This is a genomic window from Ktedonobacter racemifer DSM 44963 (assembly GCF_000178855.1).
Classification (GTDB): domain Bacteria; phylum Chloroflexota; class Ktedonobacteria; order Ktedonobacterales; family Ktedonobacteraceae; genus Ktedonobacter; species Ktedonobacter racemifer.
In genome coordinates, this window is record NZ_ADVG01000002.1 from 1,909,176 (window position 1) to 1,934,801 (window position 25,626).

Annotated in this window: 17 protein-coding genes; 5 read left to right on the forward strand and 12 right to left on the reverse strand. The window is 55.9% G+C overall.

The window, feature by feature from the left end; genetic code table 11:
• Nucleotides 1–43 precede the first annotated feature (43 nt).
• The gene (locus KRAC_RS24540; protein ID WP_007911803.1) at nt 44–2,530 is read left to right on the forward strand and encodes a protein kinase domain-containing protein; all 2,487 of its coding nucleotides are present in this window, start codon (nt 44–46) and stop codon (nt 2,528–2,530) included.
• Between the two features lie 59 nt (nt 2,531–2,589).
• Here the strand turns inward: KRAC_RS24540 and KRAC_RS24545 are convergent, their stop codons facing one another.
• From KRAC_RS24545 to rnc, 5 genes are all read right to left on the reverse strand, one after another.
• Nucleotides 2,590–4,017 (reverse strand): DEAD/DEAH box helicase, encoded by a 1,428-nt coding sequence (locus tag KRAC_RS24545; protein WP_157507024.1) that lies wholly within the window; start codon nt 4,015–4,017, stop codon nt 2,590–2,592.
• 202 nt (nt 4,018–4,219) lie between these two features.
• A complete protein-coding gene (gene meaB, locus KRAC_RS24550) occupies nt 4,220–5,173 on the reverse strand; it encodes a methylmalonyl Co-A mutase-associated GTPase MeaB (RefSeq protein WP_007911805.1) in 954 nt (317 codons plus the stop codon).
• A gap of 3 nt (nt 5,174–5,176) precedes the next feature.
• Nucleotides 5,177–5,599: a cobalamin B12-binding domain-containing protein gene (locus KRAC_RS24555; RefSeq protein WP_007911806.1), complete on the reverse strand. Its 423-nt coding sequence runs from the start codon at nt 5,597–5,599 to the stop codon at nt 5,177–5,179.
• Nucleotides 5,592–7,331, reverse strand: a complete 1,740-nt coding sequence (locus tag KRAC_RS24560; RefSeq protein ID WP_007911807.1) for an N-6 DNA methylase — start codon at nt 7,329–7,331, stop codon at nt 5,592–5,594. The genes KRAC_RS24555 and KRAC_RS24560 overlap by 8 nt, the downstream gene beginning before the upstream one ends.
• 62 nt (nt 7,332–7,393) lie before the next feature.
• A complete protein-coding gene (rnc, locus tag KRAC_RS24565) occupies nt 7,394–8,149 on the reverse strand; it encodes a ribonuclease III (protein ID WP_007911808.1) in 756 nt (251 codons plus the stop codon).
• A gap of 177 nt (nt 8,150–8,326) precedes the next feature.
• Here rnc and KRAC_RS24570 point away from each other — a divergent pair, with 177 nt between their 5' ends.
• The 3 genes from KRAC_RS24570 to KRAC_RS24580 are packed head-to-tail and all read left to right on the forward strand — an operon-like array spanning nt 8,327 to nt 12,533.
• The gene (locus KRAC_RS24570; RefSeq protein WP_007911809.1) at nt 8,327–10,222 is read left to right on the forward strand and encodes a copper resistance protein CopC; all 1,896 of its coding nucleotides are present in this window, start codon (nt 8,327–8,329) and stop codon (nt 10,220–10,222) included.
• 37 nt (nt 10,223–10,259) lie between these two features.
• Nucleotides 10,260–11,342, forward strand: coding sequence for a hypothetical protein (locus KRAC_RS24575; RefSeq protein WP_007911810.1), 1,083 nt, complete (start codon nt 10,260–10,262; stop codon nt 11,340–11,342).
• A gap of 18 nt (nt 11,343–11,360) precedes the next feature.
• Nucleotides 11,361–12,533, forward strand: a complete 1,173-nt coding sequence (locus KRAC_RS24580) for a YncE family protein (RefSeq protein WP_007911811.1) — start codon at nt 11,361–11,363, stop codon at nt 12,531–12,533.
• 101 nt (nt 12,534–12,634) lie between these two features.
• Here KRAC_RS24580 and KRAC_RS24585 read toward each other — a convergent pair whose 3' ends face one another.
• The 7 genes from KRAC_RS24585 to KRAC_RS71605 form a co-directional block, all read right to left on the reverse strand.
• Nucleotides 12,635–14,353: a putative ABC transporter permease subunit gene (locus KRAC_RS24585; RefSeq protein ID WP_007911812.1), complete on the reverse strand. Its 1,719-nt coding sequence runs from the start codon at nt 14,351–14,353 to the stop codon at nt 12,635–12,637.
• Between the two features lie 83 nt (nt 14,354–14,436).
• Entirely contained in the window at nt 14,437–15,324 is an 888-nt protein-coding gene (locus KRAC_RS24590; RefSeq protein ID WP_007911813.1) for an ABC transporter ATP-binding protein, read from the reverse strand.
• A gap of 704 nt (nt 15,325–16,028) precedes the next feature.
• A complete protein-coding gene (locus KRAC_RS24595; RefSeq protein WP_007911814.1) occupies nt 16,029–16,487 on the reverse strand; it encodes a hypothetical protein in 459 nt (152 codons plus the stop codon).
• 240 nt (nt 16,488–16,727) lie between these two features.
• A complete protein-coding gene (locus KRAC_RS62390) occupies nt 16,728–19,472 on the reverse strand; it encodes a serine/threonine protein kinase (protein WP_007911816.1) in 2,745 nt (914 codons plus the stop codon).
• Between the two features lie 57 nt (nt 19,473–19,529).
• On the reverse strand, nt 19,530–21,962 hold the full coding sequence (locus KRAC_RS62395) for a serine/threonine protein kinase (RefSeq protein ID WP_007911818.1): 2,433 nt from the start codon (nt 21,960–21,962) through the stop codon (nt 19,530–19,532).
• Between the two features lie 464 nt (nt 21,963–22,426).
• Nucleotides 22,427–25,102 (reverse strand): DEAD/DEAH box helicase, encoded by a 2,676-nt coding sequence (locus tag KRAC_RS62400; protein WP_052568554.1) that lies wholly within the window; start codon nt 25,100–25,102, stop codon nt 22,427–22,429.
• A gap of 12 nt (nt 25,103–25,114) precedes the next feature.
• A complete protein-coding gene (locus KRAC_RS71605) occupies nt 25,115–25,264 on the reverse strand; it encodes a hypothetical protein (RefSeq protein WP_007911821.1) in 150 nt (49 codons plus the stop codon).
• Nucleotides 25,265–25,437: 173 nt separating this feature from the next.
• Here KRAC_RS71605 and KRAC_RS71610 point away from each other — a divergent pair, with 173 nt between their 5' ends.
• Nucleotides 25,438–25,578 carry a hypothetical protein gene (locus tag KRAC_RS71610; protein ID WP_007911822.1) on the forward strand — a complete coding sequence of 47 codons (141 nt, stop codon included), beginning with the start codon at nt 25,438–25,440 and terminating at the stop codon, nt 25,576–25,578.
• The last annotated feature ends 48 nt before the right edge of the window (nt 25,579–25,626 follow it).

Sequence of the window (25,626 nt, forward strand, 5' to 3'; positions counted from 1 at the left end):
AGCATCTACAACAAAGGCACCGTTTCAGCCACTGGAGGCGGCAATGAGCACAACCCCACGACGCCTGGACAAATATGAGCTACACACTAAAATAGGTCGAGGCAGCATTGGCGAGGTATGGAAAGGACGGGATCTGCAACTCCAGCGCGATGTTGCTATCAAGCTCCTGCATACCGATTTGCAGCAGGCCAATCCTCACTTCTTCAATGACTTCACGACCGCAGGGACGGCCCTGAGTGCGCTTCACCAGGATCATCTCGTGCCTTTACGCGAAGTCAATGTCTATCGCGCCCCCAATGGAAATGAAACCGTCGCCTACATTGTGATGGATTACATTGAGGGACTAACCTGTAACGATTATCTGAAAGTCACCTCGCATCGCGGTCAATTTCCCTCAATACATAACATTGTCTATCTCTACTCTTGCCTGGGAGAAGCCTTAGATTACACTCACAGCAAGGGGATCATTCACGGAGATATTAAGCCCAAGAATATCCTGCTCCAGGCAAAAAATCGCACCAATTTTGATGCTGGTGAGCCCTTACTCGTCGATACCGGCTTCTGCCCTATGCTGGGTATCACGCCCAACGCCGACATGCCCTTTTATATTTCACCAGAACAGGCAGGTGGTGGTTACCCCAATACACGTAGCGATATTTATGCCCTCGGAGCCCTGCTCTATGAGATCTGCACCGGCGTTCCCCCCTTTCGTGGAGAAAGCCCCATCTCAATTATGATGCAGCATGTGAATGCGCTTCCAACGCCGCCTAATTTGATCAATCCGAATGTTCCCGCGGCCCTCTCCGAGGTCATCCTGCACGCACTCGCGAAAGATCCTATTGCCCGCTTTGCCAGTGCCTCACTCCTGGCAACAGCCATTGCAGAGGCCTGCTCCATGCGTCCAAGTCTGAAATTGCGCGCCATTCCTGCCCTTCCAGAGCCAGGCCACTCGGTCGCGCAAAGGGGACCAATGATCAATATCTTAGGGGTTCCACAGCCGTTTTCACCACAAACAGTGCAGCCACCACTCAATGCGCCTATTTCCCGGCCCTTGCCCGCGCTCCCTCCTGCCTCACAACCTTTGTCGTCAAATTCACGTCCCTTGCCAACTCCTCCCACAGCCTCACAATCCCTACCAGGTGTTGACCAGGCTCGACCGTCGAATTCGCGTCCCCTATCAACTCCTCCCGCGACTTCACAGTCGCTACCAGGAATCTCGCAGTCACCTATAGCACCGTCACAGCGCTCTTCAGGTCTCCGTTCTGGCCATCAAGTCCGCGAGGCTACCTACAATGCTACACCCCAGCCTACGCCAGCTGTAGGGCCTGTAAGGCCTCCAGAAATGCCAGCACGCGAGCCGCAACAGGCAACCCACGTATACTCATCAGTAGCGACACCACGATCTGCAATGGCGCCACAAACGCCACCTCTGGCATTACCTCCGCGCCGTCAACGCGTTACTGATAAGCCCGCGTATGTTTTCCTGATCGCAGTTGTGCTGCTACTCATGCTCGGAGGTGCATTCCTGGGAATTTTCTGGCTACAGCCTCATAACGCTCAGCCCACGGCAACCATCAACAACACCGCACGCGTCTTCTTCCAGGATGATGCGCTTGGGCATAACGATGTACTCCACCTACAGATAGACCACATAAGCGCTCCCGCTCAAGGCAAATCCTATTTTGCCTGGCTGGAAACGGAGACAAAGCCACTGCCCCTGGGCACACTACCGCTCCAGAATAATGCTATCATCTACACCTATCCTGGCGATACGCAACATACAGACCTGCTAAACATCGCGACAGGGGTGCTTATCACGTTAGAGCAAGCGAATACACAGCCCCAGGCTCCTGGCCAGCAACACATCTACCATGGTGTGCTCGATCCCAAAGTCGCGACCGCAGTCAAAAATATTCTCTCCTCGACTCCTGGCCTGGAGAATAACCAGAGCGTTATCGTGACACTCTTTGAAACCATTAAATCGATGAACGATAAAACGGGTAGTATTGCCGATACCCTCCAAAACCATGTGAATGATAAGCCCCTGGCTATGCGCCAGGCCATACGCGTGATCGAGATGCTCGATGGTAGCAGCAATGCCCGCCAGTCAGGAGATCTACCACAAAAGCTTCCCTCTCAGCTGAGTATAACTCGAGGACTGCTCTCTTCACCCAGCCAGAAAGGCTATCTCGATATTCTGGATGAACAGGTGCAGCAGGTCAAGCAGGTCGCTGGCGGGAACAAGGATCTTTTACAGCGCGTCCAAAATACCGAATATGCCATTCAAGATCTGCGAGACTGGCTCCAAAAAGTACGTGCTAACGACGTTCTTCTATTGAAGGCTGCTGACCTGGCTGATCCAGCGAACCTCAGTATAGCTCTCCAACTCAAACAGGCAGCAGCCGACTCTTACACCGGGCGCACAATTCCTCCGAATCAGAGTCCACAGCCGCTACCAGGCTCCGCAGGCGCAAACCAGGCCTATATCGAATGCCAATACATGGCGGCCATTGACCTCCAAACGATTTAAGTAATGTGTCACTAGAGAAGGGAGGCGCGGGAGGGTTCACCCTCCCGCGCCTCCCTTCTCTAACGACGCCGCTTCGCCACCGACTCCTCAGTGGTATCGGAGGTAACCAGTTCATAGAGCAGGGCCTCGCCCTCCTTGGGACGAAGCACGCGCCCAAGGCGCTGGATATACTCGCGTTTAGTGCTATTGCCGCTCACGATAACTGCCACACGGCAGTCGGGCACATCGACGCCCTCGTTTAATACGCGCCCGGTGACCAGTTTTGTATACTGACCTGAGCGAAAACGTTCGAGGATGGTGCGCCGCTCCTCGGCAGGCGTTTTATAGGTGATGCTGGGGATACACAGGCGGCGACTGATCTCATCCACGACATAGTTGTACTCCGAGAAGAGGATGGCCTGGTCCTGGGCATGCTCACGCAAGATACGCTCGATTTCAGCGTACTTGGCGGGCGCGTTCATGGCGATATTGCGCGCCTCACGCCAGGCCAGCATAGCTTCGCGCGCCTCTGGATCGCGCGCGCTCATATAGATCACCTTCTGCTGAAAATCCTCGGGCGAGCGAATAACAATGCGTCGTCGCTGCAAAAATGCGCGGTAGATCTGGCGCTGCTCATTGTAGCGCTCAGCATCCTCCTCCGCCAGGGCAATAGGTACGACCACTTCACGATATTGAGCCAGGTAGCGACCCTCAGTTAACTCGGAGGGGGAGCGGCGATAGACCTCGGGTCCAATCAGCTCATCAAGCTCTGTATGCGCCATGTCGCTACGCTCGGGGGTCGCGCTCAGACCCAGGCGCAAGGGGGTAAAGGCCGATTCCGCGATCAGGCGATAGGTCGGTGCGGGAAGATGATGGCACTCGTCGAAGACTAGCAAGCCAAACTGGGCCAACTCGCGTGGATAGAGCGCCGCCGAGTCATAGGTAATCACAGTGATCGGCTTCAGGGTTTTCTCGCCGCCACCAAAGAGGCCGATCTCACTGCTCTCCAGGGAGAGGGCAGCGGCCAGGGCAACGCGCCATTGCTGCAATAGATCAATCGTGGGCACCACGACAAGGGTCCAGAGTCCCAATTCATGCAGAGCCATCGCGGCGGTAAAGGTCTTGCCAGCCCCAGTCGGCAGGACTACAACGCCCGCGCTTCCTACGTCCAGCCAGGCCTGTAGAGCCTCCTGCTGATATGGGCGCGGCGACACCCCCAGACGCGTCGCGAAAGGGAGGGTGGGGCGTTCCTCGAACGCGATCCGGAGGAAAGTTTGCTGCTCCTGGAGCGCCGCCTTCACAGCGCTAAAATAGTAGGGCTTGGTGCGCCAGAAGGCATGACGCTTATCATGGGTCAGGGTCTCCGCCACAAAAGGCGAGAGACGCTTCCCAAACAGCGCCGTTAACTGCTCATCAGGAGCCAGTTGACTATATTCTGAGGAAGGCGTGATCACCAGGTCACGTCCCCGCATTTCTAATACCGTCTCGGATGTCGCTTTTTTACTCACGCTTTTCTCGTTTCCGCGCCAACGCTTTCTGCTCAGATACAAAATTGCTTTGATCCACTTACTTGTGCCTATTCTTGCGCGCCCTCACACAAACGGAACTGGCCTTTCACCTGAACATAAGCATAAAAAGCAGGCACCAAACCTCTTTTCAGCGGGGATGTTGCCTGCTTCAATTATGTCCCATGCACCCAATCAGGGAGAATTACGCGCCGTTAAGGCCCACGCGGGCCTCTAGCTCACGTGCGACGGAGTAGGGATCGCGCTCACGCTTCGTGATATCGTCAATGAGTTCATGCCATTCTTCCTCACTGACGGCCTCGCGGAGCGATTTGGCGACGGCCTGGAGGATGAGGGCCTGGAGTTCGCTGCGTACCTGGCGCTGGGCACGGCTCTGCATCATTCCGCTGTCCTGGAGGTACGTGCGATGCTTCTGCGCGGCGTCCACCAGTTCGGCGATACCTTGCTCTTTTACGGCCGAGGTCTTGATGATGGGGATACGCCACTCCGCCTGCTTGCGATTGGAGTCAAGGCTGAGCAGCATCGCCAGTTCGGCGACCGTCTGGTCGGCACCTGGCTTATCCATCTTACTTACCACGAAGATATCCGCGATCTCTAAGATCCCTGCCTTGATGGCCTGGATGTCATCGCCCATGCCGGGCGCGACCACCACGAAGACCGTCTGGGCCGTGCGCATAACCTCGACCTCAGCCTGGCCTGTGCCCACGGTCTCAATAATGATCGGGTCATAGCCAGCGGCATCCATGGCGCGCACGGCGTCGCGCGTCGAGGCGGAGAGACCGCCCAGGTTCCCCCGGCTGGCCATGCTGCGAATGAAGATATTGGGGTCGCCTGCCAGCTCCATCATGCGAATGCGATCACCTAAGATAGCCCCACCACTGAAGGGACTGGTCGGGTCCACCGCGATCACACCAACCTTGCACTCTCGCCTGCGATACTCACGCACCAGGCGTGCCACCAGCGTGCTCTTTCCGGCGCCGGGCGAGCCGGTCACGCCAATGATATGCGCGTTGCCAGAGTGGCGATGGAGTTCAGCTAGATACCGAGAAGCTGCCGGGGCCTCGTTTTCGATCAACGTGACCATCCGGGCCAGGGCACGCCGATCTCCTTGTAGTAAGCGTTCAATGATGTTTTGCAAGGCTTATACCTCGGTCAGCAAGCGCTCAGACCGCACGTTCTCCCGGACGAACTTGATGATCTCATCGGTCGAGGTCCCCGGTCCAAAACAGCCTTGAATGCCCATAGTCTTGATAGCAGGAATGTCTTCGTCGGGTAAGATGCCGCCTGCCGCCACCAGCACATCATCAACTTCGTTCTGCTTGAGCAGCTCCATGACTTTGGGAAAGATGGCCATATGTGCGCCGGAGAGAATGCTCATCAAAATCGCGTCCACGTCCTCCTGGACCGAGGCTTCAACGATCATCTCCGGGGTTTGACGAATGCCAGTGTAGATTACTTCCATGCCCGCGTCGCGCAGGGCACGCGCAATCACTTTCGCGCCCCTGTCATGCCCATCCAGGCCAGGTTTGGCAACCAGGACGCGAATTTTACGTGTATCAGCCATAGGTGACTCCTTTGTCGGCGCTTCTTCGATCTAAGGGCGAACTGCTTGCTCGCCGTCCCTGGAGAGCTGATTCGTAGAGCGCGCAGATCGCTTGCTCTAGCTCCTCGTACATCTCCTTCTCCTTCAATTCTACTACGGGAGGTATCGCGCTGCAAGCGGACTGTAGCTCCCTGGCGCGCTGAATGATGAAACGGCGCTCGGGGCCAGCCAGGGTGGGGACAGGCAGGTGCGCCAGGACATGCTGCTCGATCTGCGGCTGCACCCATTTATACGCTGTATGCAGCACATAGGTATAGGCGCGCAGGAGACGCGAGTTGAGCAAGGCCAGCAGAAAAAGCAGCTCGTCTTCCTGCTCCTGGGATGTACGTAGATCCTCACGCGCAAGGTTGAGTATATAGAGCGTCTGTAAAACAATATGCCCCTCAAGGTCAAGCGTGGCCTGAAGCTGGCCCGTACTCTTGATCACCAATATCTTAGGGGCGTGATAACGCGCCAGGGGCTTGTGAATATGCTCGCGTTGCATCCAGCGTATAGCTTGAGGAAAGCGATAGGGGAGAATATCGACGCCTCCCCGTAAGACGGGATACCACTCGCCCTCATCCGGGCGCCAGGGGGAGAGGAGCGCGTGATCCTTACTCAGCTCCTCACCGCGCCTGACGGTGACCCAGTGCGAAAGCGGGGCCAACAGGGCCTTCCTACCCGCCTGGACCTGGCTATGCAGATAGAGGCGTTCAATTAAGGTCCCCTGCATGCGCCCCCATAAGTAGCGTAACTCCGCTTCAGGTTGACGTGCCAGGACCTCCTGCCTGATCATACTAGTATGCTCGTGTGCCTGTTCGGACTTCTCGCTCCCTAGAATTGGCGTATGCAAAATCAACGATTCATTGCCGATGGAAATGGGCACTACCGTTCCACTAGGCAGGTGCCATTGTCCACGTGTCCAGGTCACCTGGTGCGAACGCTTAGGCAGGCGCTTCTGCGCCACGATGACGACCGCGCCCACAAAGGCCGAGAAAACGCCGGAGAGATGCCAGAGCTGGTGAATCGTCGTCTCTCGCAACAGTGCTTGGCGCTCGCTTGCGGCATTGGTGCGCGCGAGCACTGGATCTGGCAGCACCAGGCCAATCCAACCACCAGGGCGCACCAGGCGCAATGCCAGGTCGAGAAATAGCAGGTAGCTATCGCTCTGTCCCTGATGACCACGCGCCTGGCGATAGGCGCTGAGATCGGTATTTTTGGCCGCCAGGTAAGGAGGATTCGCCAGAAAGAGATCAATATCGGCATGGCGCTTTTCCGCCAGCGCCTGCCCCCAGGGAAATGTAAGCGCGTCGGCCTGGTGGATATGGAGTGGCAGAGAACTGCGATGTTGGAGAGATTGCAGGGTATATGTGGTAAGTGCTTCACGGAGGTGCATCTCAGCCATAAAACAAGCGACGGGATCGGGATCAAAACCCCAGATGTTTTGCTGGACGCGACTCAACGTCTGACGCTGGCTCAAACCGTTGGCCTCCGCCGAGAGGACCAGGCGATGTAAGACAGCCGTCAGGAAGTTGCCACCACCACAGGCAGGATCGAGGACACGGAGCTGGGTGAGATTGCGCTCAGGCGAGAAACCACAGGCATCGAGAATCTGCTCCACCAGGCGCGGTGGCGTCGAGAAATGTCCTCGCGTCTTCCGCTCAGTCGGAGCGAGACTGGACTCATACCAGTTGACGAGATCGTGAGCTGCCATCTCTCCCCTTCCAGCTATCCTTACAGAAGCATCTATTCATTGGTTACATTGCTTCGCGTTGATCAAAGCTGAGGCTGCGGCTCATCCCCTATATCAATGATTGGAGCGTTCCCGCGCTGTTTCTGTAGAGCCTCTAGCGCCTCGCGAGCCGCGAGGCGTCCAGCCTCTTTGATGCTGGAGGCCTTGCCCAGGCCTAGAAGCGTCTCCTGATCATAGACACCTACCAGGAAGATACGATCATTATTACGCCCACTCTGCTCCAGGACACGATAGCGTGGGAGACTTCCCGTGCGCTGCAAGATAATCTTTTGCAAACGCCCTTTAGGATTGGTGTCCGCCTGCACACTGATCTGCTCAACCATAGGCAGAATTGCCCGTGCCACAAAGTCGCGCGCGACCTCTGATCCCTGATCGATATGAATCGCCCCCACCAGCGCCTCCAACACATCCGCACACAATGAGTCACGCGACCGCTCATTAAAGGTGCGCAGGTTCGCGATATCCACGCGAATAAAAGGGAACAACCCAAGCTGCTGCCCAATAAGCGCAAAGACACGGCGGCTTACCACCTCGGACTTGAGGGCCGTCATATCCCCTTCACTCGCGTTTGGGAAGCTGCGATAAATGTACTCCACAACATGAGCGCTAATAATCGCATCGCCCAGGAATTCCAGGGTGTCATATGAGTCGCGTAGCGCCGTTTCGGTACAACACGAGTGGTGCGTAATCGCTCGTAGCAGCAGAGAACGGTCGTGAAACGTCACCTGAAGCAGCGCTTCTAATGCGAGCAAATTATCGATATTTTCTATGTCTCCCATGATACCATTATTATATATCAGTATTCTATAGCACGTTGATGTTAGCCATCGTTTATATCATAATATCATATCTACTGCGAGATAGGAGAAGCCTGTTTCAACAACGCTGCCAGGTATGCTACACTGTGGTCTGGCATCCCTCCACCGGGACATCACGTACAAAAGGTCGTTATCCGTATGCAAGCACAAAGATTTTTTCGGGCTATACCTATACATACATTTCTAACTATAGCTGCGCCTCTCGCCCTGCTCCTGCTAGTGATGACTCCCCTGCCAGGCCAGGCGTCTTCCATCCTCCTGCGCTCAGATCCCCCGGCAGATAAGCTCCTGCTCACCGCGCCATCCGAGGTCCATCTCTGGTTTAGCGAAGATCTCAATCCAGTGGCCAGTACGGTCATGGTCCAGAACGCCGAACACAGGCGAGTCGATTTACGCACCTATGCCAGCGGTCATGAGCTTGTCGTCCCATTGCAAAGTCCCCTGCCACCAGGAGTCTATACTGTCTCCTGGCGCACGCTGGCGAGCTACGATGGGCAGACGCTGACAGGCGCCTTTACCTTCGGTATAACTGGACCAGATGGAGCCTTACCTCAAGGCGCAAGCCTGGCGGGAGTGGCTAATGCCTTTGGCGTCACGTCTCTTGCCTCCGGACAAATCGACCTTGTGAGCGTGCTCTATGGGCTGATGCAAACCCTTCTGGCGCTGGGTGCAACCTTCTGGGTCGGGACCTTATTCTGGCGCGCATTTATTACATACAAACAGGCGAGCACCGAGCATCAAACCATACGTGAGCGCGAAGAGCGGCTGTTTGAGCATAAACTGGCGCAGCCACTCTTGATCCTGCTCCTGTGCGCCAATATTGGCCTGCTGTTCAGCAATAGTCTGGCGCTTGCTCAGGGAGAGGGCACGCAGGTTATACCCAGCGCCATACAACTCCTTACCACGGGAGGATTTGGGACCTACTGGCTTTTGCAGCAGTTTCTGCTCATCGTCGCGCTCCTGCTGCCTGCACAGGCTACACCTGACGCCACTGATGCGCAATATTCGCGGTCGTCGCTCCTGACATGGGGAAGGCTGGCACTGGGCTGCATCCTCCTGCTCCTCTTCGCCCTGAGCGGACATGGCGCATCCACTATCAGCGGCTCATCACTCCTGGGCCTTGGTAGCGACTGGCTTCACTGGCTGGGTACCGCTATGTGGGTCGGCGGCATGTTCTACGTCGCCTGGGTCTACCTGCCCGCCCTACGCGATCAGCCCCCGCTCACTCAGGGAAAAGCTCTGCTGAACACACTAGGCGCTTTCTCTCCCCTGGCCCTGACCGGGTTGCTTCTCCTCCTGGTCACAGGACCCTTCAGCTCCAGCCTGCACCTGCAATCCTGGGAGCAGGTGTTGAGCACCCCTTATGGCCGTACCCTGATTGTAAAATGCCTCCTGCTGGCAATACTACTCTGCGTGGGAGCGGTACAAGATCTGCTCATTCGCCCACGTCTTAACCGCGACTACAAGAAAATTGAGCGGATCCAGGTTGAGGCTGGCGAGGAGACAAAAGCACGCTTGGCCGCTGATGTCAGCAAGAAAATCGAGCGTCAGGTCGAACACGCTACGCGCACGCTCCACACGCTTCTGCGCTGGGAGGCGCTGCTGGGTATCACACTCCTGCTCGCAAGCAGCCTCATGAGCGTCTACGCGGCTACCACTGCGCCTGCTCAGCCTGCTAGTAGTACAGGCACCGCGACCAAAACAAATAAGCCCTTCCAGGGAAGCATGCGAACCGAGGATCAACAGTTCAACGTTCAACTTACCATCTCACCCAATCGCATTGGCCCTAACACCTTCACCGTCCATGTCCTGGATAAGCAAGGGCAGAACGCGAAAAACATTCAGGTTGGGCTGGCTGCGGATATGGTTGAGATGCGCATGGGCGCCACGCTACTCACTTTACAGCCTGACGACAGAGGAAACTTCAGCGGTACCGCCATTCTCCCGATGAGTGGACTGTGGCAAATTGATGTACACATCCGCACCACGGATACGACACAACATACCGCAAGTTTCCGCATTCAGACATCGTAGTAACATTTGTGTAGAAAAATATTTTGAGGAGCAGAATATGAGCTGGGGCAACAGGCGTTTTCGACGCTGGCTACCATTGAGCTTATGTATACTTATGGCCCTGGTGCTCGCGAGTTGTAGCGGCACCGGGAACGATACCACAACAAGCAATGCCCAGACCGCCCAGAAGGTCAATGTCTTTGGCACAGCCGCGAATCATCCTCACTCCTTGCTGGCCTTTGCCAACCATACGCTCTTGCTCGCGACCCACTATGGCCTCTTCCGTACCACAGATGATGGCGCGAGCTGGAAGATGGTGGCAGGAGGCCCAGGGCAGGCGATGGAGGGCTTGATGAGCTACTCCATGGTGAGCAGCCCCGTAGACTCTCAACGCATCTACGCCCTGGCTCAGCCCACTGACAAGTCATCGAAGGGTACACCTGGCCTCTACACCAGTAGCGACCAGGGGCAGACCTGGCAGCTCAGCATTGCCGCCCGGAAGCTTACGCCCAGCACGCTTTTCCTGGCCCAGGCTGGCGCTACCTCCGCCAACGAGGTCTATGTCTATATCAACACGCTGGGCAGTCATGGGCTACTCGTGAGCCTGGACGGTGGAAAGAACTTTCAGGCGGCTGGCGAGCTGCCCTTTGGCAGCCTGAGCAGCCTGCTCGCCCTCCCAGGCGAGAAACATGTGCTCCTGGCCGGGAGCAGCGATGGCCTGGCGCGTAGCGAGGATGATGGACAACACTGGACAAAGCTACAGAACACAGGCGGCATCTATGAGCTGGCGACAGGCGGGAACAACGGCCCTATCTATGCCAGCGGCGATGATGGCGTGTATGCCTCTCAGGATCATGGCAAGACCTTCCAACAGGTCTATTCAGCCGCGGCCATTAACTCGCTGAGCGTCTCCTCACAACAACCGCTCACACTTTACGGGAAGACTGGCACGTCTCTCTATCGCAGCAGCGATGGCGGCAAAAGCTGGAGCAAACTACCTCCCCTGCAAGGGAACTACTTCAATGTGGTGGCCCACCCGGGTGACGCAGGAGAGGTCTATATCTCGCTCTCCTACCCGGTTGCCATCTATCGCTTTGACCAGGCCAGCCAGCACTGGACCTCGCTGACACCGAAAAACTAGAAAGGGAGAAGTGACATCATGGTGCACAGTAGACGTCGCTTGCTCTATCCCACCTTACTCTTGACACTTACCCTGATGGGCCTCCTGCTCATGGGGAGCAGTCCTCGCCTGGCCTATGCCGATGGCGGCGCGCCCAACCTGGCCTACGTGGCAGGCGCCAGCCAGGGCTTGAGCATCATCGACATCGCCACGCAGAAGGTCACAAAAAACGTAGCACTGAAAGGCAACCCGCACACCGTCCTGCTCAGCGTCGATGGCGCGGACCTCTTTGTGACACTACCTCAGAGCAACCAGGTCGCGGTCCTCGATACACATGATGGACATACACTCTGTACGGCAAGCGTTCCCGGGCAGCCCACACTTTTAGCCTACGACCTGAACACCAAGCTTATCTACAGTGGCGGCAATGGGACCAGCGGCGTGCGTGAGATTGATCCCAAAAACTGCCAGGTCATACGCACGCTGGCAACAGATGGTCCCGTCTATGGACTGGCCATGGCCTATGTCTCAGATCCCCAGTCAGATACGGTTGGCAATCAACTCTGGATCTCTAGCGAGCACGATGTCATCGTCTATGACCTGAAACAGCATAAGCAGCTTGCCAGCATTCCCGTTGACGGCGGCCCTCAATATCTCTCTAACCCGCCTGGTACGACGGTCTATGTCACTACCCGTGCTGGGAACATTATGACTATTGACCTTGTCTCACACAAGGTCACAAAAATTCTCTCTGGCGGCTCTTATGGTCCCATGGACTTTGATGAAACTACGGGCGAGATGTATGTTCCCGACCGGGGCACCAACCAACTGCTGGTGCTCAACCCGGTACATGGAGGCTTCTCCCTGCCCAAAGAGCCTAACCGGGTCATCTCGCTGGAGGAGCATCCCCAATCAGTGGCTATTACCAGCGATGGACAGTTCGCCTTTATCGCGCTCACGAGTGGCAAAGTCGTCATGTACGATGTTCCTGGACGCCAGCCCATCAATACCCTCGCCGTAGGTGGAAACCCGCAATTTATTATTACCGGCCTCTATCCACCCGCCCTGGCCCAGGCCACGAACGTATCGCCTGATAGCCTGCTCACAATTGTCAATATCGTCGCCTATGTGCTAATTGTGTGCCTGCTGCTTGGACTCCTGTTCATCTTCCTGCGCTCACGCAAGAAGGCTGAGCCACACAAGAAGGGCTAAAGATAGCCAATACTGATACAACAACTGGATGTGTAGAGCGCCCTGGCAGCCTGCGGCTGCCAGGGCGCTCTACACATCCTACTCAAAGGTATAAAGTCAAGCTAGGCGCGTGTCACGACTGAGAGGATCTCGGGACTGCGATTCAGCAGGCGAGGAGTCACAAGCGATGTGATACCGATATAGACAAGGACGCCGTAGACCAGCGAAAGCGGAACCGTCAGCGACCAGAGCCAGGTCATGCCAAAGAAGAGTGGCGCGCCCAATGCCAGCAGGACTGGCACCATCACCACGACCAGGACCGCGAGCGTCACCAGCGACATCACGGCCCGCATACAGCCAGCCTCAGAGTTTGAACCCATCGAGGTCTGGAAGCCACGCTGAATCTGCCGCCACTGCTGAGGGAAGAAGACCGAGGTCAGGTTTCCCAGGCCCACAACCACAAAGATAGCAGAGAAGCCGCCCGCCAGGACGGGAACGAGCAGATTCAAGCTATGCGAGAGGAACATCGCCACCGGCACCAGGATCACCAGTTCCACAATCCCGATCGTGAAGGTGACCAGGTTCTTGCCCCATAGGATATGCCAGGGCTTGATCGGAAAGAGGAAGAGCGTGCCCAGGCTCTGGCGCTCAAAGCCCAGGATATTATACGAGAAGCGGTAGAGCGAGAGACAGACCATCAATGGCACCAGCAAGAGCGGGGACCAGCTAGAGAAGCTGTTTGAGCTCGTCCCGCCACCAGATGTAGCATTAAACAGCGTTACAGCGACCACAAAGACAGGCGCAAGCACCGATTGCAGCAAGGCTCCGGTAATCTGTGGATCACGCCGCATATATTTCAGGTCCTTGCCCAGCAGCGAAAGCGCTGGCGTTGGGAAGAGGCGCTCCAGAAGAGCTGGCCTGGCTCCAGATGCCTTCACAGGAGCTGCCGCTGTGGAAGGTACCACAGCCTCACTTGTGGAACGACGACGCACACGCCTGGCCGAGTTATCGACCTCGGGACGTACCACCGCCCGCTCTACAATCATTTGCCAGAGGAAGAGCGCCACCACGCCGACCGCCAGCAAGGCCAGCAGCCAGAGCAGCGCCTGGCCCCAGTTCCCCACCGAGGCCTGCTCAATGGCTCGCGCCGCCATGCCGGGCGGGAGCCACTGGAGATAGGGCGAATACGGATGATTGCTCAGATTATTAATGAAGTTCTCGGTAAAGATTCCGCGCGAGACAAACTGGCAGAGATAGCCAGAAAAGGAGATAAGCACGATCAGGAAGACACCCAGGTCACGGAAGCGACGGCTCTGCAAGAAGCTCATCAAGAGCGAGAGGATGAGCTGGCCGACGCCAATCACCTGCACATAAAAGACCAGCACCGTCACAATACTAAAGAGCACCAGGGGCAACGAGAAGGCCCAACCTGCAATCAGGCCCGCAAAGACCAGTAACAGGCCCAGCGTCATTGTGTCCAGCAGGGTCGAGAGCACGAGACTAAGCATCTTCTCGCCTCGCGTAAGTGGGAAAAGCGCTAGCTTGGTCAGGTCCAGACCTTCATTGGTATTAAATTCAAGCAGCGGCAGCACCACCCAGAGCACATTCAGCGCCGTCAGGAGCAACAAGGTCGCCTCAAAATTGGCAGGGGCTGGCAGAAAGCGGCCCGCCGCGAAGAAGAGAAAGGCCGCCCAGAAACCCGCCCAAAGCAGCACCAGGATCAGCACAATACGACTAATGATGCGTCCGACCTTGCCCTTACCGGGGCGGGTAAAGCCACGCAGAAATGTCTTCCAGCGCAGCCAGAGCAGCCAGCGGATTTTATCGCGATGGATAAGCACACCACACTCCTATTACTTCTGATCCGAAACCCTGAGCGCGAAGCGCTAGTCACGAGAGTGACGTTGGGTTTCGGAATAAGGATTCAGTCAAGCCAACCGAGATTATGGTTCTCGTTGCGTACACCGATGACGTTGAGGAAGACGTCCTCCAGCGAGGCATCTTTGTCGTCGCCACTGGCCCGCTCACGCAGCTCTTGCAGCGTCCCCTCGGCGACAAGCACGCCCTGATTGATAATGCCAACGCGCGTACACAGACGCTCCACTACCTCCATAATATGCGAGGAGAAGAAGATCGTCGTTCCATGCTGGGTCAGTTCATGCAGAATGTCGCGAATCACACGCGAACTCACAGGATCGATCCCCTCAAACGGCTCATCCAGGAACAACACCTGGGGGCGATGCAAGATGGCCGCGGCCAGCGCGACTTTCTTGCGCATACCTACTGAATAATCAACAATCATCTTATCCGCATCGTTTGCCAGGTCAAGGACACGTAGCAAGTCCTCGGTGCGGCGCGTCACATCGGCATCGGGCACGCCATACATATGGCCTGCAAAGATGATAAACTCACGCCCCGTCAGCCGTTCATAGAGATTCAGGTGCTCAGGAAGCACGCCCATCAGGGCACGCGCACTAAGTGGATCTTTCCAGACATCCACGCCTCCCACCCAGACCGAGCCAGAGGTCGGGCGCAAGAGTCCCACCATCATTTTGATCGTTGTCGATTTGCCAGCGCCGTTGGGACCCAGAAAGCCAAAGAACTCACCCGGACGTACAGCAAGGTTCAGATGATTTACGGCGACCTTCTGGCCGAAGGTTTGCAACAGGTCCTGCGTCAGAACCGCGTATTGCTCACCACTCTGCCCCATTTGAGTAGATGAATATGCTTGTGGATAAGCCTGAGCTACGGCTGGTTGAGGAAAAGGTGTATCTTGAGTCTGTGGAGGATTCTGCTCAGGAAAGGTATTCATTCAAAACATCCTTTTTTATTACTACAGTGTCTACCAATGATAGAAGTATAAGCGAGAGCGCCCAATCTCGCACCTATGGCACTCGCCCTGGTTAGGGATGTGGTATCAGTTGGCAGCCACTACCACATCCTTAACCAGAAATAACTTGCACATGGTGTCAGCAAGATAAACGTAGAAAGGGAGCGAAGATCCAAGGGGCATAATCTCAGCCCCTCGCTAAAAACCCATACATATACCTGTACGCATCGTCACAGCGAAAGTTCCTACCATAACACGCAAAAGGTGCCCCGTTGGAAAGGGGGCACCTTAAAAAATAGAGGCATGCACACAATCGGATAGATAAATACAGAGCATTACTTTTGTGTATGCGAGCAGGTATTGGGCATCATACTCGACGTACCTGCAAGCGGCTCATTCTGCGATGTGCTTCTCTGCGCCACTGGTTGTGGCGAAATAGTACAGGCGCGCTGATGAGGATATACAAGAGTATCAATATTATTAGCTGCGCTACTTACTGGTTGCATGACATGGGAACTGGCAGCAACGGCACTGACAAGTGCCTGGGAACTACAACCAATACTCAGGACCAGAAATGCCAGCGTCACTATGCGTATCTGCCAGGAGCTACAAGAGCGCGAAAACTCAACGAACGCACTAAGGAATCGTCGTAACATTACTGGATCACCATTAATTTTCTACAATATTTAATTCATCCACTCCCCAGGAGCCTCGCTCACCGTCCCCTTACCGCTCTTCATAGCCTTGCCATCTTCCCCAATCCGCTTGGGAAGATCAGAGAGGTTGACGCGATGCCAGAAGGCCGCCGGGAAAAGGCCGATACCAAAGGCCAGCGCCGCGCCAATATCCAGGCGGTCAACGGGCAGGCCTTGTGGCAAATGGAATGGAACCTGAGAGATAACCCCGACTCGTAAGAGTAGGGCAAAGACAAAAATCGCCAGTTCGAGGACGCAGATAGCCCAATAGGAGAACACCTCTCGCTTCGAACGACTTCGATACACGACCGCCAGGATGATGTTCAGAATGCACAGGAATGCGCTGATCCACAGAGCAATGGAGATAACGGTCATTTGACGTGGACTTACCGCGGCAAGGACCATCCCCATCACCGAATGCAGAGATGTCTGTACGAACAACGTGTTCAAGCGTTACCTCGTTTCAATCCTCGGCAATTTCCTATAAATTGCCGCAACGTTTGCCTATGACCAGACGGACTGGCATCCAGATACAATACAGCGTGTCATGACACAACCAACGCCGCCCCTACATTTGTAGGGTCCAAGCTTGCTTGGACTCCAAGCGCTGGAGAATGCGGTTCTCCTCGGGTGACCAGACCATGCCAACATGGCCCCTACAACGCAACGGATGTACCCAGCGATACATTATCAATTGCGGGTCAACGCCAGGTTGGAGAAGGCTACTTCAGTATCTTTGAGATACACCAGCATGCCTACCTGCCCACCCTTTAGCGAGTTATCGCTCTTGTTACCGACCTGCTTGCCATTGACATAGAACGTAAATTTATCGTTCTGCACACCAATCTTGATGACATTTTGCTGGTTGTGACCGCCCTTGTACTCACTCTTGATGTCGCCTTCCCAAATCGGCTCCTTCCAGGCTGCGCCAGCATCTGTTCCACGGCTATCACTATATTTCCAGAACTGGTACTTACGCCCACCTTTGAAGTTGCGCACATCAAAGAGGTAGAAGCTGCGCTTACCCTTGCTATCCTTCTGATAACGCAAGATCACGCCGTACTCATTATGAGCGTCGGAATCATTGTCTTTGATCACATTCATTGTGATCGTACTGACAAAGGAATCGGGCAGCGAAAAATCCTGCAAAATGGCAGTACTGACATTATTCGACGTATTTTTGATATGATATGCCCCATCTTTAAAGGTATAGCCAGGACCAATCGGCCAGCTATGAGTATTACTATCGAGAGGGTCCTCGAAGTATATATTAGACGCCTGAGCCGTTGCCGTCACACCTGCCTGGGCGGTGCTGGTCGCCTGGGCTTTCTGAAGCATTGTATCATGAGGGTTAGGCTGTTGAGGGGTAGTATGCGAATTGACTAGCCAGAAGAGACTACCACCAAAGATGATCAATGCGGCTGAGACAATCAAGATAGCCGATTTCAGGCGATTGCTTAACTTCTTCTGCTTTAGATTCTCCTCCTCTGCCTTCAGATCATCCTGCATCCCGGCGGGCAGCTGGGGCAGCATACCCGTCACATACTGACCAGGCTTGCCCGCGACCGGAATCTTAAAGACCCGGGCCGGCTGGACCAGGCGCATCATGCTGGTTGTGTTTGAAGCGCCCGGCGCGCTCACCTCGCCAATTGGCGCCAGGAGACCCGTTTTTCCCTGCTCAGGATATTGGGCACCAAAATCAGCAAGCGTGCCAGTCTTGCCCTGACCAGGCTGTGGCCAGTTGGGCGCGAAGCCCTGCTGCTGTCCCCATCCATCCTGCTGAGGCTGCTGCATCATCCCCTGCTGCTCATTATTCATGCCAGTCTGCGCTGGCTCAACAGGCTGCTCAGCAGCTGGTTGCGCCGTCGCGGCATAATTTAACAGACCCGTAGGCTTAGACCCATAGGAAAAGAGTGATGAAGAAGCAGGCTGTGCGTTCTGCTCCGCCTCTGGCGAGGAAGGCTGCGCCAGGTTGAATGAGGAGCCTCTGGGCTGAGGCGTCGCCTGTGGCTTCTCAGATGAGAACTGGCTTAATAGCCCGCCTGCACGAGGAGTGGATGGCGCGCTTCCTCCAAATGAGGACGGCGCCTGCGGAAAATCCTCCTGCGGGATCGCGGGCGATTGTTCCTGCCCCCAGGGTGGCGTGTACTGGTTAGGCGCTTGATTCTGGTTCTGCGCCAGAAATGTATTAGGCAGCCCAAAGGAGGCATCGCCGAAATTGGTATTTCCTGAAGAGAGGGCCGGGGCCACGGGCGTCGGACGAACCGGAGCGGCCTGCATCTCTGGAGGAAGGATGCCTGTAAAAGAGGGCATCGTCATACTCGTCCTGGCGATAAAATCATTGCGCGCGGGCGGTTGCGCGGGTTGAGATGCCTGGGCGTTAGCGCCAGGGGCTGCCTGGCCTATGGGAGCAGGCATAGGTGGAAATGGTTGCTTCTGTTCAGAAGGCTTCTGAGGCGAGTTCTCGTCTTGTGAAAAATGATTTTGTTGCCACATAGGATCAAACAGACCTCGCTTGGTAAAAGAAGCATCACCCTGAGCGGCAGGCACTTTAAGGGTCTCGCCAATGGAGACACCAGCCGAGATCAGCGCCTCGCGAAAAGCGCCCGCGATCTCACTGGCATTGGCATAGCGATCCTCAGGCCGTTTCGCCAGGGTGCGCAGTATCACCTGCTCAGCTACCACCGGAAGATCCGGACGCAGCAAGCGTGGTGAGGACGGCGGATTATTTAAATGCTGCATGGCCACCTGCATAGGGAGTGCCCCTTTAAAGGGTAAACTTCCTGTGACCATGTGATAGAGCACGCAGCCAAGCGAGTAAAGATCAGCACGTATATCGACTGGAGTGCCGATGACTTGCTCAGGCGACATATAGTCGGGCGTGCCCAGAGGGGCTCCAGCCCCCGTCAAGCGCACTTGCGCGGATTGCCCATCAGAGAGGATTTTCACCAGGCCAAAGTCGGTCAGGACCAGGCGGCTCTCCTGTGTGAGCATCACATTTGCCGGCTTCAAATCACGGTGAATGACACCTCTCCCATGAGCCACCTCTAGAGCGGCCGCGAGCTGTTCAAGATAGTTACTGGTTTGTGCCAGGGGCAGGCGCCCCTCGCGCTCAAGTACATCGCGGAGCGTGCCCCCACTCAAGTAGGGCATAACCAGGTAGGCCAGGCCATCCTGCTCGCCATATTCATGCACAGGCATGATATTTGGATGGACCAGGGAGGCCGCGGCATCCGTCTCACGCCGGAAGCGCTCCAGGAACGCAGCCTTTTGACCGGGATTGAGCGGCGTGAAAGGGAAGAGCACCTTGACCGCAACCTGGCGGCGTGGGCGAGACTGCTGAGCCAGAAAGACGGCTCCCATCCCACCCTGACCGATAAGTTGCTGCAAGGTGCATGTCCCAAGCGCCTTACCAATCAAATCCTCTGCGTTCATACGACGACCTGCCTCTTACGTTTAGATGAATAGGAACGGACCAGTGATGCCCCAAAACTAGTGAGTAGGATTGTTTACCCCGCGCGTTACTAAAAGGTTTCTAAAGGCGACTTCCGAGTTTTTCAGGTTCACAATCATACCCACCATGCCGGTAGCATAGGAGTTATCAGTGGCATCCATCACCTTCTTGCCATTGACCCAGAAGGTAAATTTGTTGCCATCCATCGTCGCGGTAAGCGTGTTTGTCGCGTTCGCGTCCTGCCCAACCTTAAACTCATTCCCAAGATTGACGTTCTTCCCAATCTGCTGCCAGAACTTATTCTTATCGCCCGAGCTATCATCATATTTCCAGAAGCGGTAGTAGCCACCTTTTTTATTTAAGACCTCGAAGGTGTAAAAGTGGGTGACCTGCTTCTTGTTTTGCACGGACTGCGAGAAGCGGAAGATCAGGCCAAAGGTATTGACCTCCGAATTCGCATCTCCAGCGATCTGGCGCATCGAGACTGCATACGTGATAGGGCCATTAAAGGGTGAGGTCTCCAGGAGACTGATACCGCTGGCATCGGTATGGTTCGTGATATGATAGGCCCCATCCTTAAAGGCATACATATCAGCCGGCGTTTCAGCCCAGCCGTGCGCGTTATGGTCCAGGGGATCTTGAATCAGGATATTGGGATCGGTTGGTGCCCCCGAGGTCTTCTGGGTACTCGTCACACTGCTGCCGCTACCGGTATTGTTCTGTGGAACCTGGCTCGAACGATTATGCATAAACCAGAACATACCGGCCCCAACCAGCAGGATCAGCACAGTCGCCACCGAGATGGAAATAATCTTCACGCCCAACGAGACTCCCGAGCGCTCAGAGATCTTATCATCGGCGGGAATGACGGGCAGAATGCCGGTCACGTAGCGACCAGGCTGGCCCGCAACAGGCACCTTCACGACTTTTACCGGCCCGGTGAGCTTGACCGTTTCGTTATTGCCATTGGTAAGCGTCAGCGCACCCGTGCCCTGCTGCTTGTTGATCGACATCAGTGAGCCAGTGTTTGTACGCAGAGCGCCTGTGTTCTGTTGGCCCGAAGGCGCAATCAACGTACCCGTGTTGCGCTTTACCATACCCGCTGACTCAGGCTGAGGAGCCAGGGGCGTCGAGGGCAACAGAGAAGCGGCAAACTGCGTATTAAAATCCTGCTGCGGCGCCTGTGTCATAGTAGAGAGTTGCTCTGGTATCTGCTGCGCCATTTCGTCCTTTGGCGTACCATTCACCAGGGGAAATTTTCCCGTACGCGAGAGCAGGCCACCTGCCGGACGCGCGGCCTCTATCGGCAGAGGAGAGAGCGGATCAGCGGGAGCGACTGCCGATGCATCGGCAATGCCCGGCGCACGTGCCAGCAGGCCACCACCAACGGGGCTGACCTGGCCAAGCTTCTTCGAGGGCAGGACGCCAGGTCTAAACTGGCCTCTGGCGGCAGGAGCAGCCGGCTCAGCCTGGGGAGGGGGAGCGGTCGGTCCGGGGACTGTCTGAATACGTGCGCTATGCCGTGCAGGCTCAAGCATGCCTTTGGGAATAAAAATGCGCCCTGTATTGGAGGTAACGCCATTAAGTAGCGGACTCACACCAAGCTGGACACCTGAGCTCTGCAAGGCATTACGGAAAGAGATAGCGAAATCGACCGCGGTCGTATAGCGATCAACCGGCTTTTTAGCCAGGGCCTTCAACAAGACCTGGGCCGCGGCCAGGGGCAAGTCTGGACGCAAAGCCTGGGGCGAGGGTGGCGGAACCTGCAACTGCTGCGCGGCAATCTGCATAGGCGTCTCTCCCTGGAAGGGAGTTGTTCCCGTGAGCATTTGGAAGAGAATCACACCCAGGGAGTAGAGATCGGCGCGTTGATCAACATCGCTGCCAATGACCTGCTCGGGCGCCATATAATCGGGCGTGCCAACTGGCACCCCTTCGCCAGTCAGGCGAACCTGGGGGGCATAGCCCTCGCCCACAATCTTCACCAGGCCAAAATCGGTCAGTAAAAGACGCCCCTCGGGGGTCTGCAGAATATTGGCTGGCTTAATATCGCGGTGAATAACCCCGTGATCATGCGCGTGATCAAGAGCCGCGGCCAGTTGTTCGAGATAGTGCGTAGCTTTATCAAGCGGCAGGGGTCCAAAGCGCTCCAATTCGTCGCGGAGCGTACCACCACTGATGTAGGGCATGACCAGGTAGGCGATCCCATCCTGCTCACCATATTCATGGACGGGCGTAATATTAGGATGATCCAGCGAGGCCGCGGCATCCGTCTCGCGGCGAAAACGCTCCAGGAACGCCGCTAGCTGATTAGGATTCAAGGGCGACATCGGCATCAGCACTTTTACGGCAACCTGGCGGCGCGGGCGTGACTGCTGCGCCTGGTAGACAGCGCCCATGCCTCCCTGACCGATGAGCCTCTGGAGCGTACAAGTCCCCAGCGCTCTTCCTATCAAAGCTTCTGCGTTCATTCTAAAACCTACCCCTTTTCCTGCTCACAAATACAATCGCTAGCTAGTCTTCGTCCTTCGATCTATTGCGATCCGCGTGGGCAACGTGATCCATCACACCTGTATCCTCTACCCACCGCATCTTTATCAGCCACTAGAGATATTTGTACCTTTGTACATATTATTCAACTTGGCTGGTTCTGACAACTTCTAGGCCCTGTAGGCATGACCAAAGTAATGTTTCTTTTGGCGCTCAACCGACAGGAAACACTTTACACTAAAGCTCACTCAAGGATGTATCTCGGTAGCGTATGTTATAACATCGTTTGTTATGACTTCCCAAGGCTCTCCGGTAGCGCGCACTATTATACTAAACGGGCGAGTAAGCAAAATGGTAGGAAATAGGGAAAAGAGGGCTAGTGAATGAATATGCATGAGACCCCCTTCACCATTTTGTGGTGAAGGGGGTCTCATGCATATTCATTCTAAACTTCTTCGACGAAGGTTTGGGAGTCGCTCAGGCCGGTTGAGTCGCGATCCTCTTCCGCGTCGAGCGGAAGCACGCTATCCTCGATCTGGACGGACATCGAGGGTACCATGCGACTCTGTATGATAATGCCACGTAGCAGGGAAGAGGCCGCCTGTGCGAAGAGGGGGCGCAGGGCAGCCAGGCGCTCGCGTTGCTGTTGTAGTTCGGTCAATTGCGCTTGCGTGTGTGAGGCCACATTCCGCTCGTTCATCACACCATCCGTCATCAGCGGCACCACTTTATCCCAGGCCTCCTTCATGTCGGCCACCTGGCCAACTGCCGCCTGGACTTGCTGGAGCAGGTCAATGGTCTGGTTGAGCAGCATCAGGATATCGCCCTCTGCCAGCTCGATCCGGTTGAGAAGCGCATTCAAGGACATGCCACGTGACCAGGCGAAGGCCACGCCGTGAAACTCTGGCTGGATACTCGGTGAAAAGTTAATCCCGGCCCGCTCCTCGATGCCATGGACATGTTGCAGTACCTGGTAGAGATCGCGCCGCACGCGCGCGAGGCGCGACGCCAGGACATTCCGATTATGCAGGCGCTTATCGTTGCTGAAAGTGAACCAGCTACAGATCTCGGCGACCTCGTTGGGCGACATGCCATCGAAGACACCACGCATTATCATCTCGACCAGCATGATACCCGCGGGATGGAAGATGCCGCGCAGGAGGCGCCCCTTCAGCGTCAACTCATCGTTCTGGCCGATATGGCCAAGTGCCCGCAGGGCGAAGATAGTGCCATCCAGTTCGGCGGCGCCCGCCCGGCTGAGTGGGTAGGAGCCGATGCGCTGGCGACGCTTTTCTAGCGCCTCAAACGCGCCCTCAGAGGCCGCCCCTTTCTTATTGCCCGACTTGCGCGCCTTCTGATAGCGCTTCTCCAGGCGATGATACTCGTTCAGCTCCCAGATGAGGTAGCGCTGGTACTCGCGTAGGCTGGAGGCGCAGATGCGGCGCAGATGCTGTACATCTCCTGGCCGCCAGAGGTTGAGCACCGAGTTATAGCGAATGACAAAAGAGCTAGTGACGGGAAGCATCTCGCCCGTGATGCGCTGGAACGCATCCTCGAAAGGCTCCCAGGGTGAGTAGGGGATAACTGCCGAGCCGCGCACATCCATGCCGCGACGTCCAGCACGCCCGGTCAACTGACGGTATTCATTGGGCGTGAGCAGGCGCATCTCCTGGCCATCGAACTTGCTGAGGCTACCCACCACAACGGTACGCGCTGGCATGTTCACGCCCAGGGCCAGGGTATCGGTCGCGAAGACAGCGCGCAGGTGTCCCTGGGCAAAGAGCGTCTCCACCAGCACCTTCAGTCCCGGCAGCAGACCGGCATGATGGAAGGCGATTCCGCGCGGAAGCATGTTCGTCAGGGAGAGTACCTGTTGCAGGTTGCGGTCCTCGGGTGGTAGACGATCAAGCCAGATTCCGATTTCTTCGCGGATAAAGGCCTCCTCCTCGGGGGTCGTAAAGCTATGCAGAGAGGCGCTCGTGGCGGCCTCTTCCACCACACGACGACCAGGCAAGAAGTAGAGACAGGGCAGCATATCGGCGTTGCGAAGCGCGGTCAATGTCTCACCTGGCTCGGGGGCCTTGAAGAACTGGCGCTGACGTGGCCGTACCGGGCGCTCTTCCGCCTCGCTGCCCTCTTCAGTATTGGGAGCAGCATGCGCCGAAGCTGTAGAGGGAGCAGACGAGTGCTGCTGCGCGCGCGCGGTGCTTGATTTGCCACGGCGCTCGGCCCGGCGTCGCTGCTCGCGGTTGGGCACGCGACCCTTACGCCGATTCTCCTGCTTATCCCAAAACTCCTCGGTGACGGCCTCCTCGTCAACCTCGCCCTCTTCATCGTTATCATACACGTAGATACGTCGGCGATTCATCATCTGCGCGATCTTGGCCTCGCCACCAACTCTGGGGAAACGATTGACGCGGTTACCCTCGGCATCCTGCACCAGGTGAATCTTATCGCCATAGTAATAATAGTGCTCCAGCGGGACCGCGCGCTGCTCGTGAAAGACCAGTGAGATGGGGCGATGCACACGACTGATCCAGCTTGCCAGGTCTTCAGCGTTGCTAACCGTGGCGGAGAGGCCCACCAGTTGCACATGTTTAGGTGAACAGATGATCGCCTCCTCCCAGACGGGGCCGCGATCAAAATCACTCAAGTAATGCAGTTCGTCAAAGACCACAAAGCCGACATCACGCAGCTCGCTGGCATCAAGACGCTCGCCGTTGACGAAGCGCTCGCCTCCATCTTCCAGCAGCATATTGCGATAGACCTCGGTCGTCATAATCACAATTGAGGCATGACTATGCTCCACAATATCGCCAGTCACCAGGCCGACATTGTCATAGCCATATAGCTCGCGCATATCACGATACTTCTGGTTCGAGAGGGCCTTAAGAGGGGTCGTATAAATGATACGTTGCCCACGCTTTTGTGCTAACCAGACAGCGAACTCAGCAACCAGGGTCTTACCAGTTCCGGTAGGGGCGGCCACCATAACAGAGCGCCCATCCAGCAGATGACTCACAGACTCTAGCTGAAAATCATCGATGGGAAAGGGATAGCGAGCAACAAAATCTTCGATTGCGGCCTGGTTCACACGCCCGGCCTCCACGTATTCGTCCATGCGCCTTTTTCTTTACAGTTTCAAACGTTCGCAATATTGGTCTCCATTGTAACATGCAGTGGGGGTCTGAACAAGCAGGACGATTGCCGAGACAAGCTGGGTGCTTGTCCCGCACACATGCAGGACAAACACCCAGCTTGTACGAAATACAATTTCTTTCATAGATAGCTATGGGCTCCTGGTGGGCATGCTCGCCGTATTGTATGCTATATTGTATATAGGTAGGATAGGTAGGAGGTTTCTAACCAGGTGGCTGATGGTTTCAATGCAGGGAGAGTATGGAGAGTATTCTTTAGATAGCAGAAGATAGCAGATAAGCGTACAGGAGGTACCGCATGGAGAAGCCTGAGAAGAAAGGTCCAGTAGGGAAAACCCTGGCTGTAGTCTATGGCGCGGTCGCAGCCTTCACAGCCATCTCAATCATCGTCCCCATCTGGATGGAGAAACTAGAGCAGCGCGCTAGTCGCAAGAGGTAGATAAGTAGGGTGTGATGTGGTAACTGCCGGGCTGAAGCCCGGCAGTTA

Excerpts from the sequence above, each read along its gene's own strand:
- KRAC_RS71610 (WP_007911822.1), top strand. The coding sequence starts at position 25,438 with ATGGAGAAGCCTGAGAAGAAAGGTCCAGTAGGGAAAACCCTGGCTGTA.
- rnc (WP_007911808.1), bottom strand. The coding sequence starts at position 8,149 with ATGGGAGACATAGAAAATATCGATAATTTGCTCGCATTAGAAGCGCTG.
- KRAC_RS62395 (WP_007911818.1), bottom strand. The coding sequence starts at position 21,962 with ATGAACGCAGAAGCTTTGATAGGAAGAGCGCTGGGGACTTGTACGCTC.
- KRAC_RS24540 (WP_007911803.1), top strand. The coding sequence starts at position 44 with ATGAGCACAACCCCACGACGCCTGGACAAATATGAGCTACACACTAAA.
- KRAC_RS62390 (WP_007911816.1), bottom strand. The coding sequence starts at position 19,472 with ATGAACGCAGAGGATTTGATTGGTAAGGCGCTTGGGACATGCACCTTG.
- KRAC_RS24570 (WP_007911809.1), top strand. The coding sequence starts at position 8,327 with ATGCAAGCACAAAGATTTTTTCGGGCTATACCTATACATACATTTCTA.
- KRAC_RS24590 (WP_007911813.1), bottom strand. The coding sequence starts at position 15,324 with ATGAATACCTTTCCTGAGCAGAATCCTCCACAGACTCAAGATACACCT.
- KRAC_RS24575 (WP_007911810.1), top strand. The coding sequence starts at position 10,260 with ATGAGCTGGGGCAACAGGCGTTTTCGACGCTGGCTACCATTGAGCTTA.
- KRAC_RS71605 (WP_007911821.1), bottom strand. The coding sequence starts at position 25,264 with ATGAAAGAAATTGTATTTCGTACAAGCTGGGTGTTTGTCCTGCATGTG.
- KRAC_RS62400 (WP_052568554.1), bottom strand. The coding sequence starts at position 25,102 with ATGGACGAATACGTGGAGGCCGGGCGTGTGAACCAGGCCGCAATCGAA.
- KRAC_RS24560 (WP_007911807.1), bottom strand. The coding sequence starts at position 7,331 with ATGGCAGCTCACGATCTCGTCAACTGGTATGAGTCCAGTCTCGCTCCG.
- KRAC_RS24580 (WP_007911811.1), top strand. The coding sequence starts at position 11,361 with ATGGTGCACAGTAGACGTCGCTTGCTCTATCCCACCTTACTCTTGACA.
- KRAC_RS24555 (WP_007911806.1), bottom strand. The coding sequence starts at position 5,599 with ATGGCTGATACACGTAAAATTCGCGTCCTGGTTGCCAAACCTGGCCTG.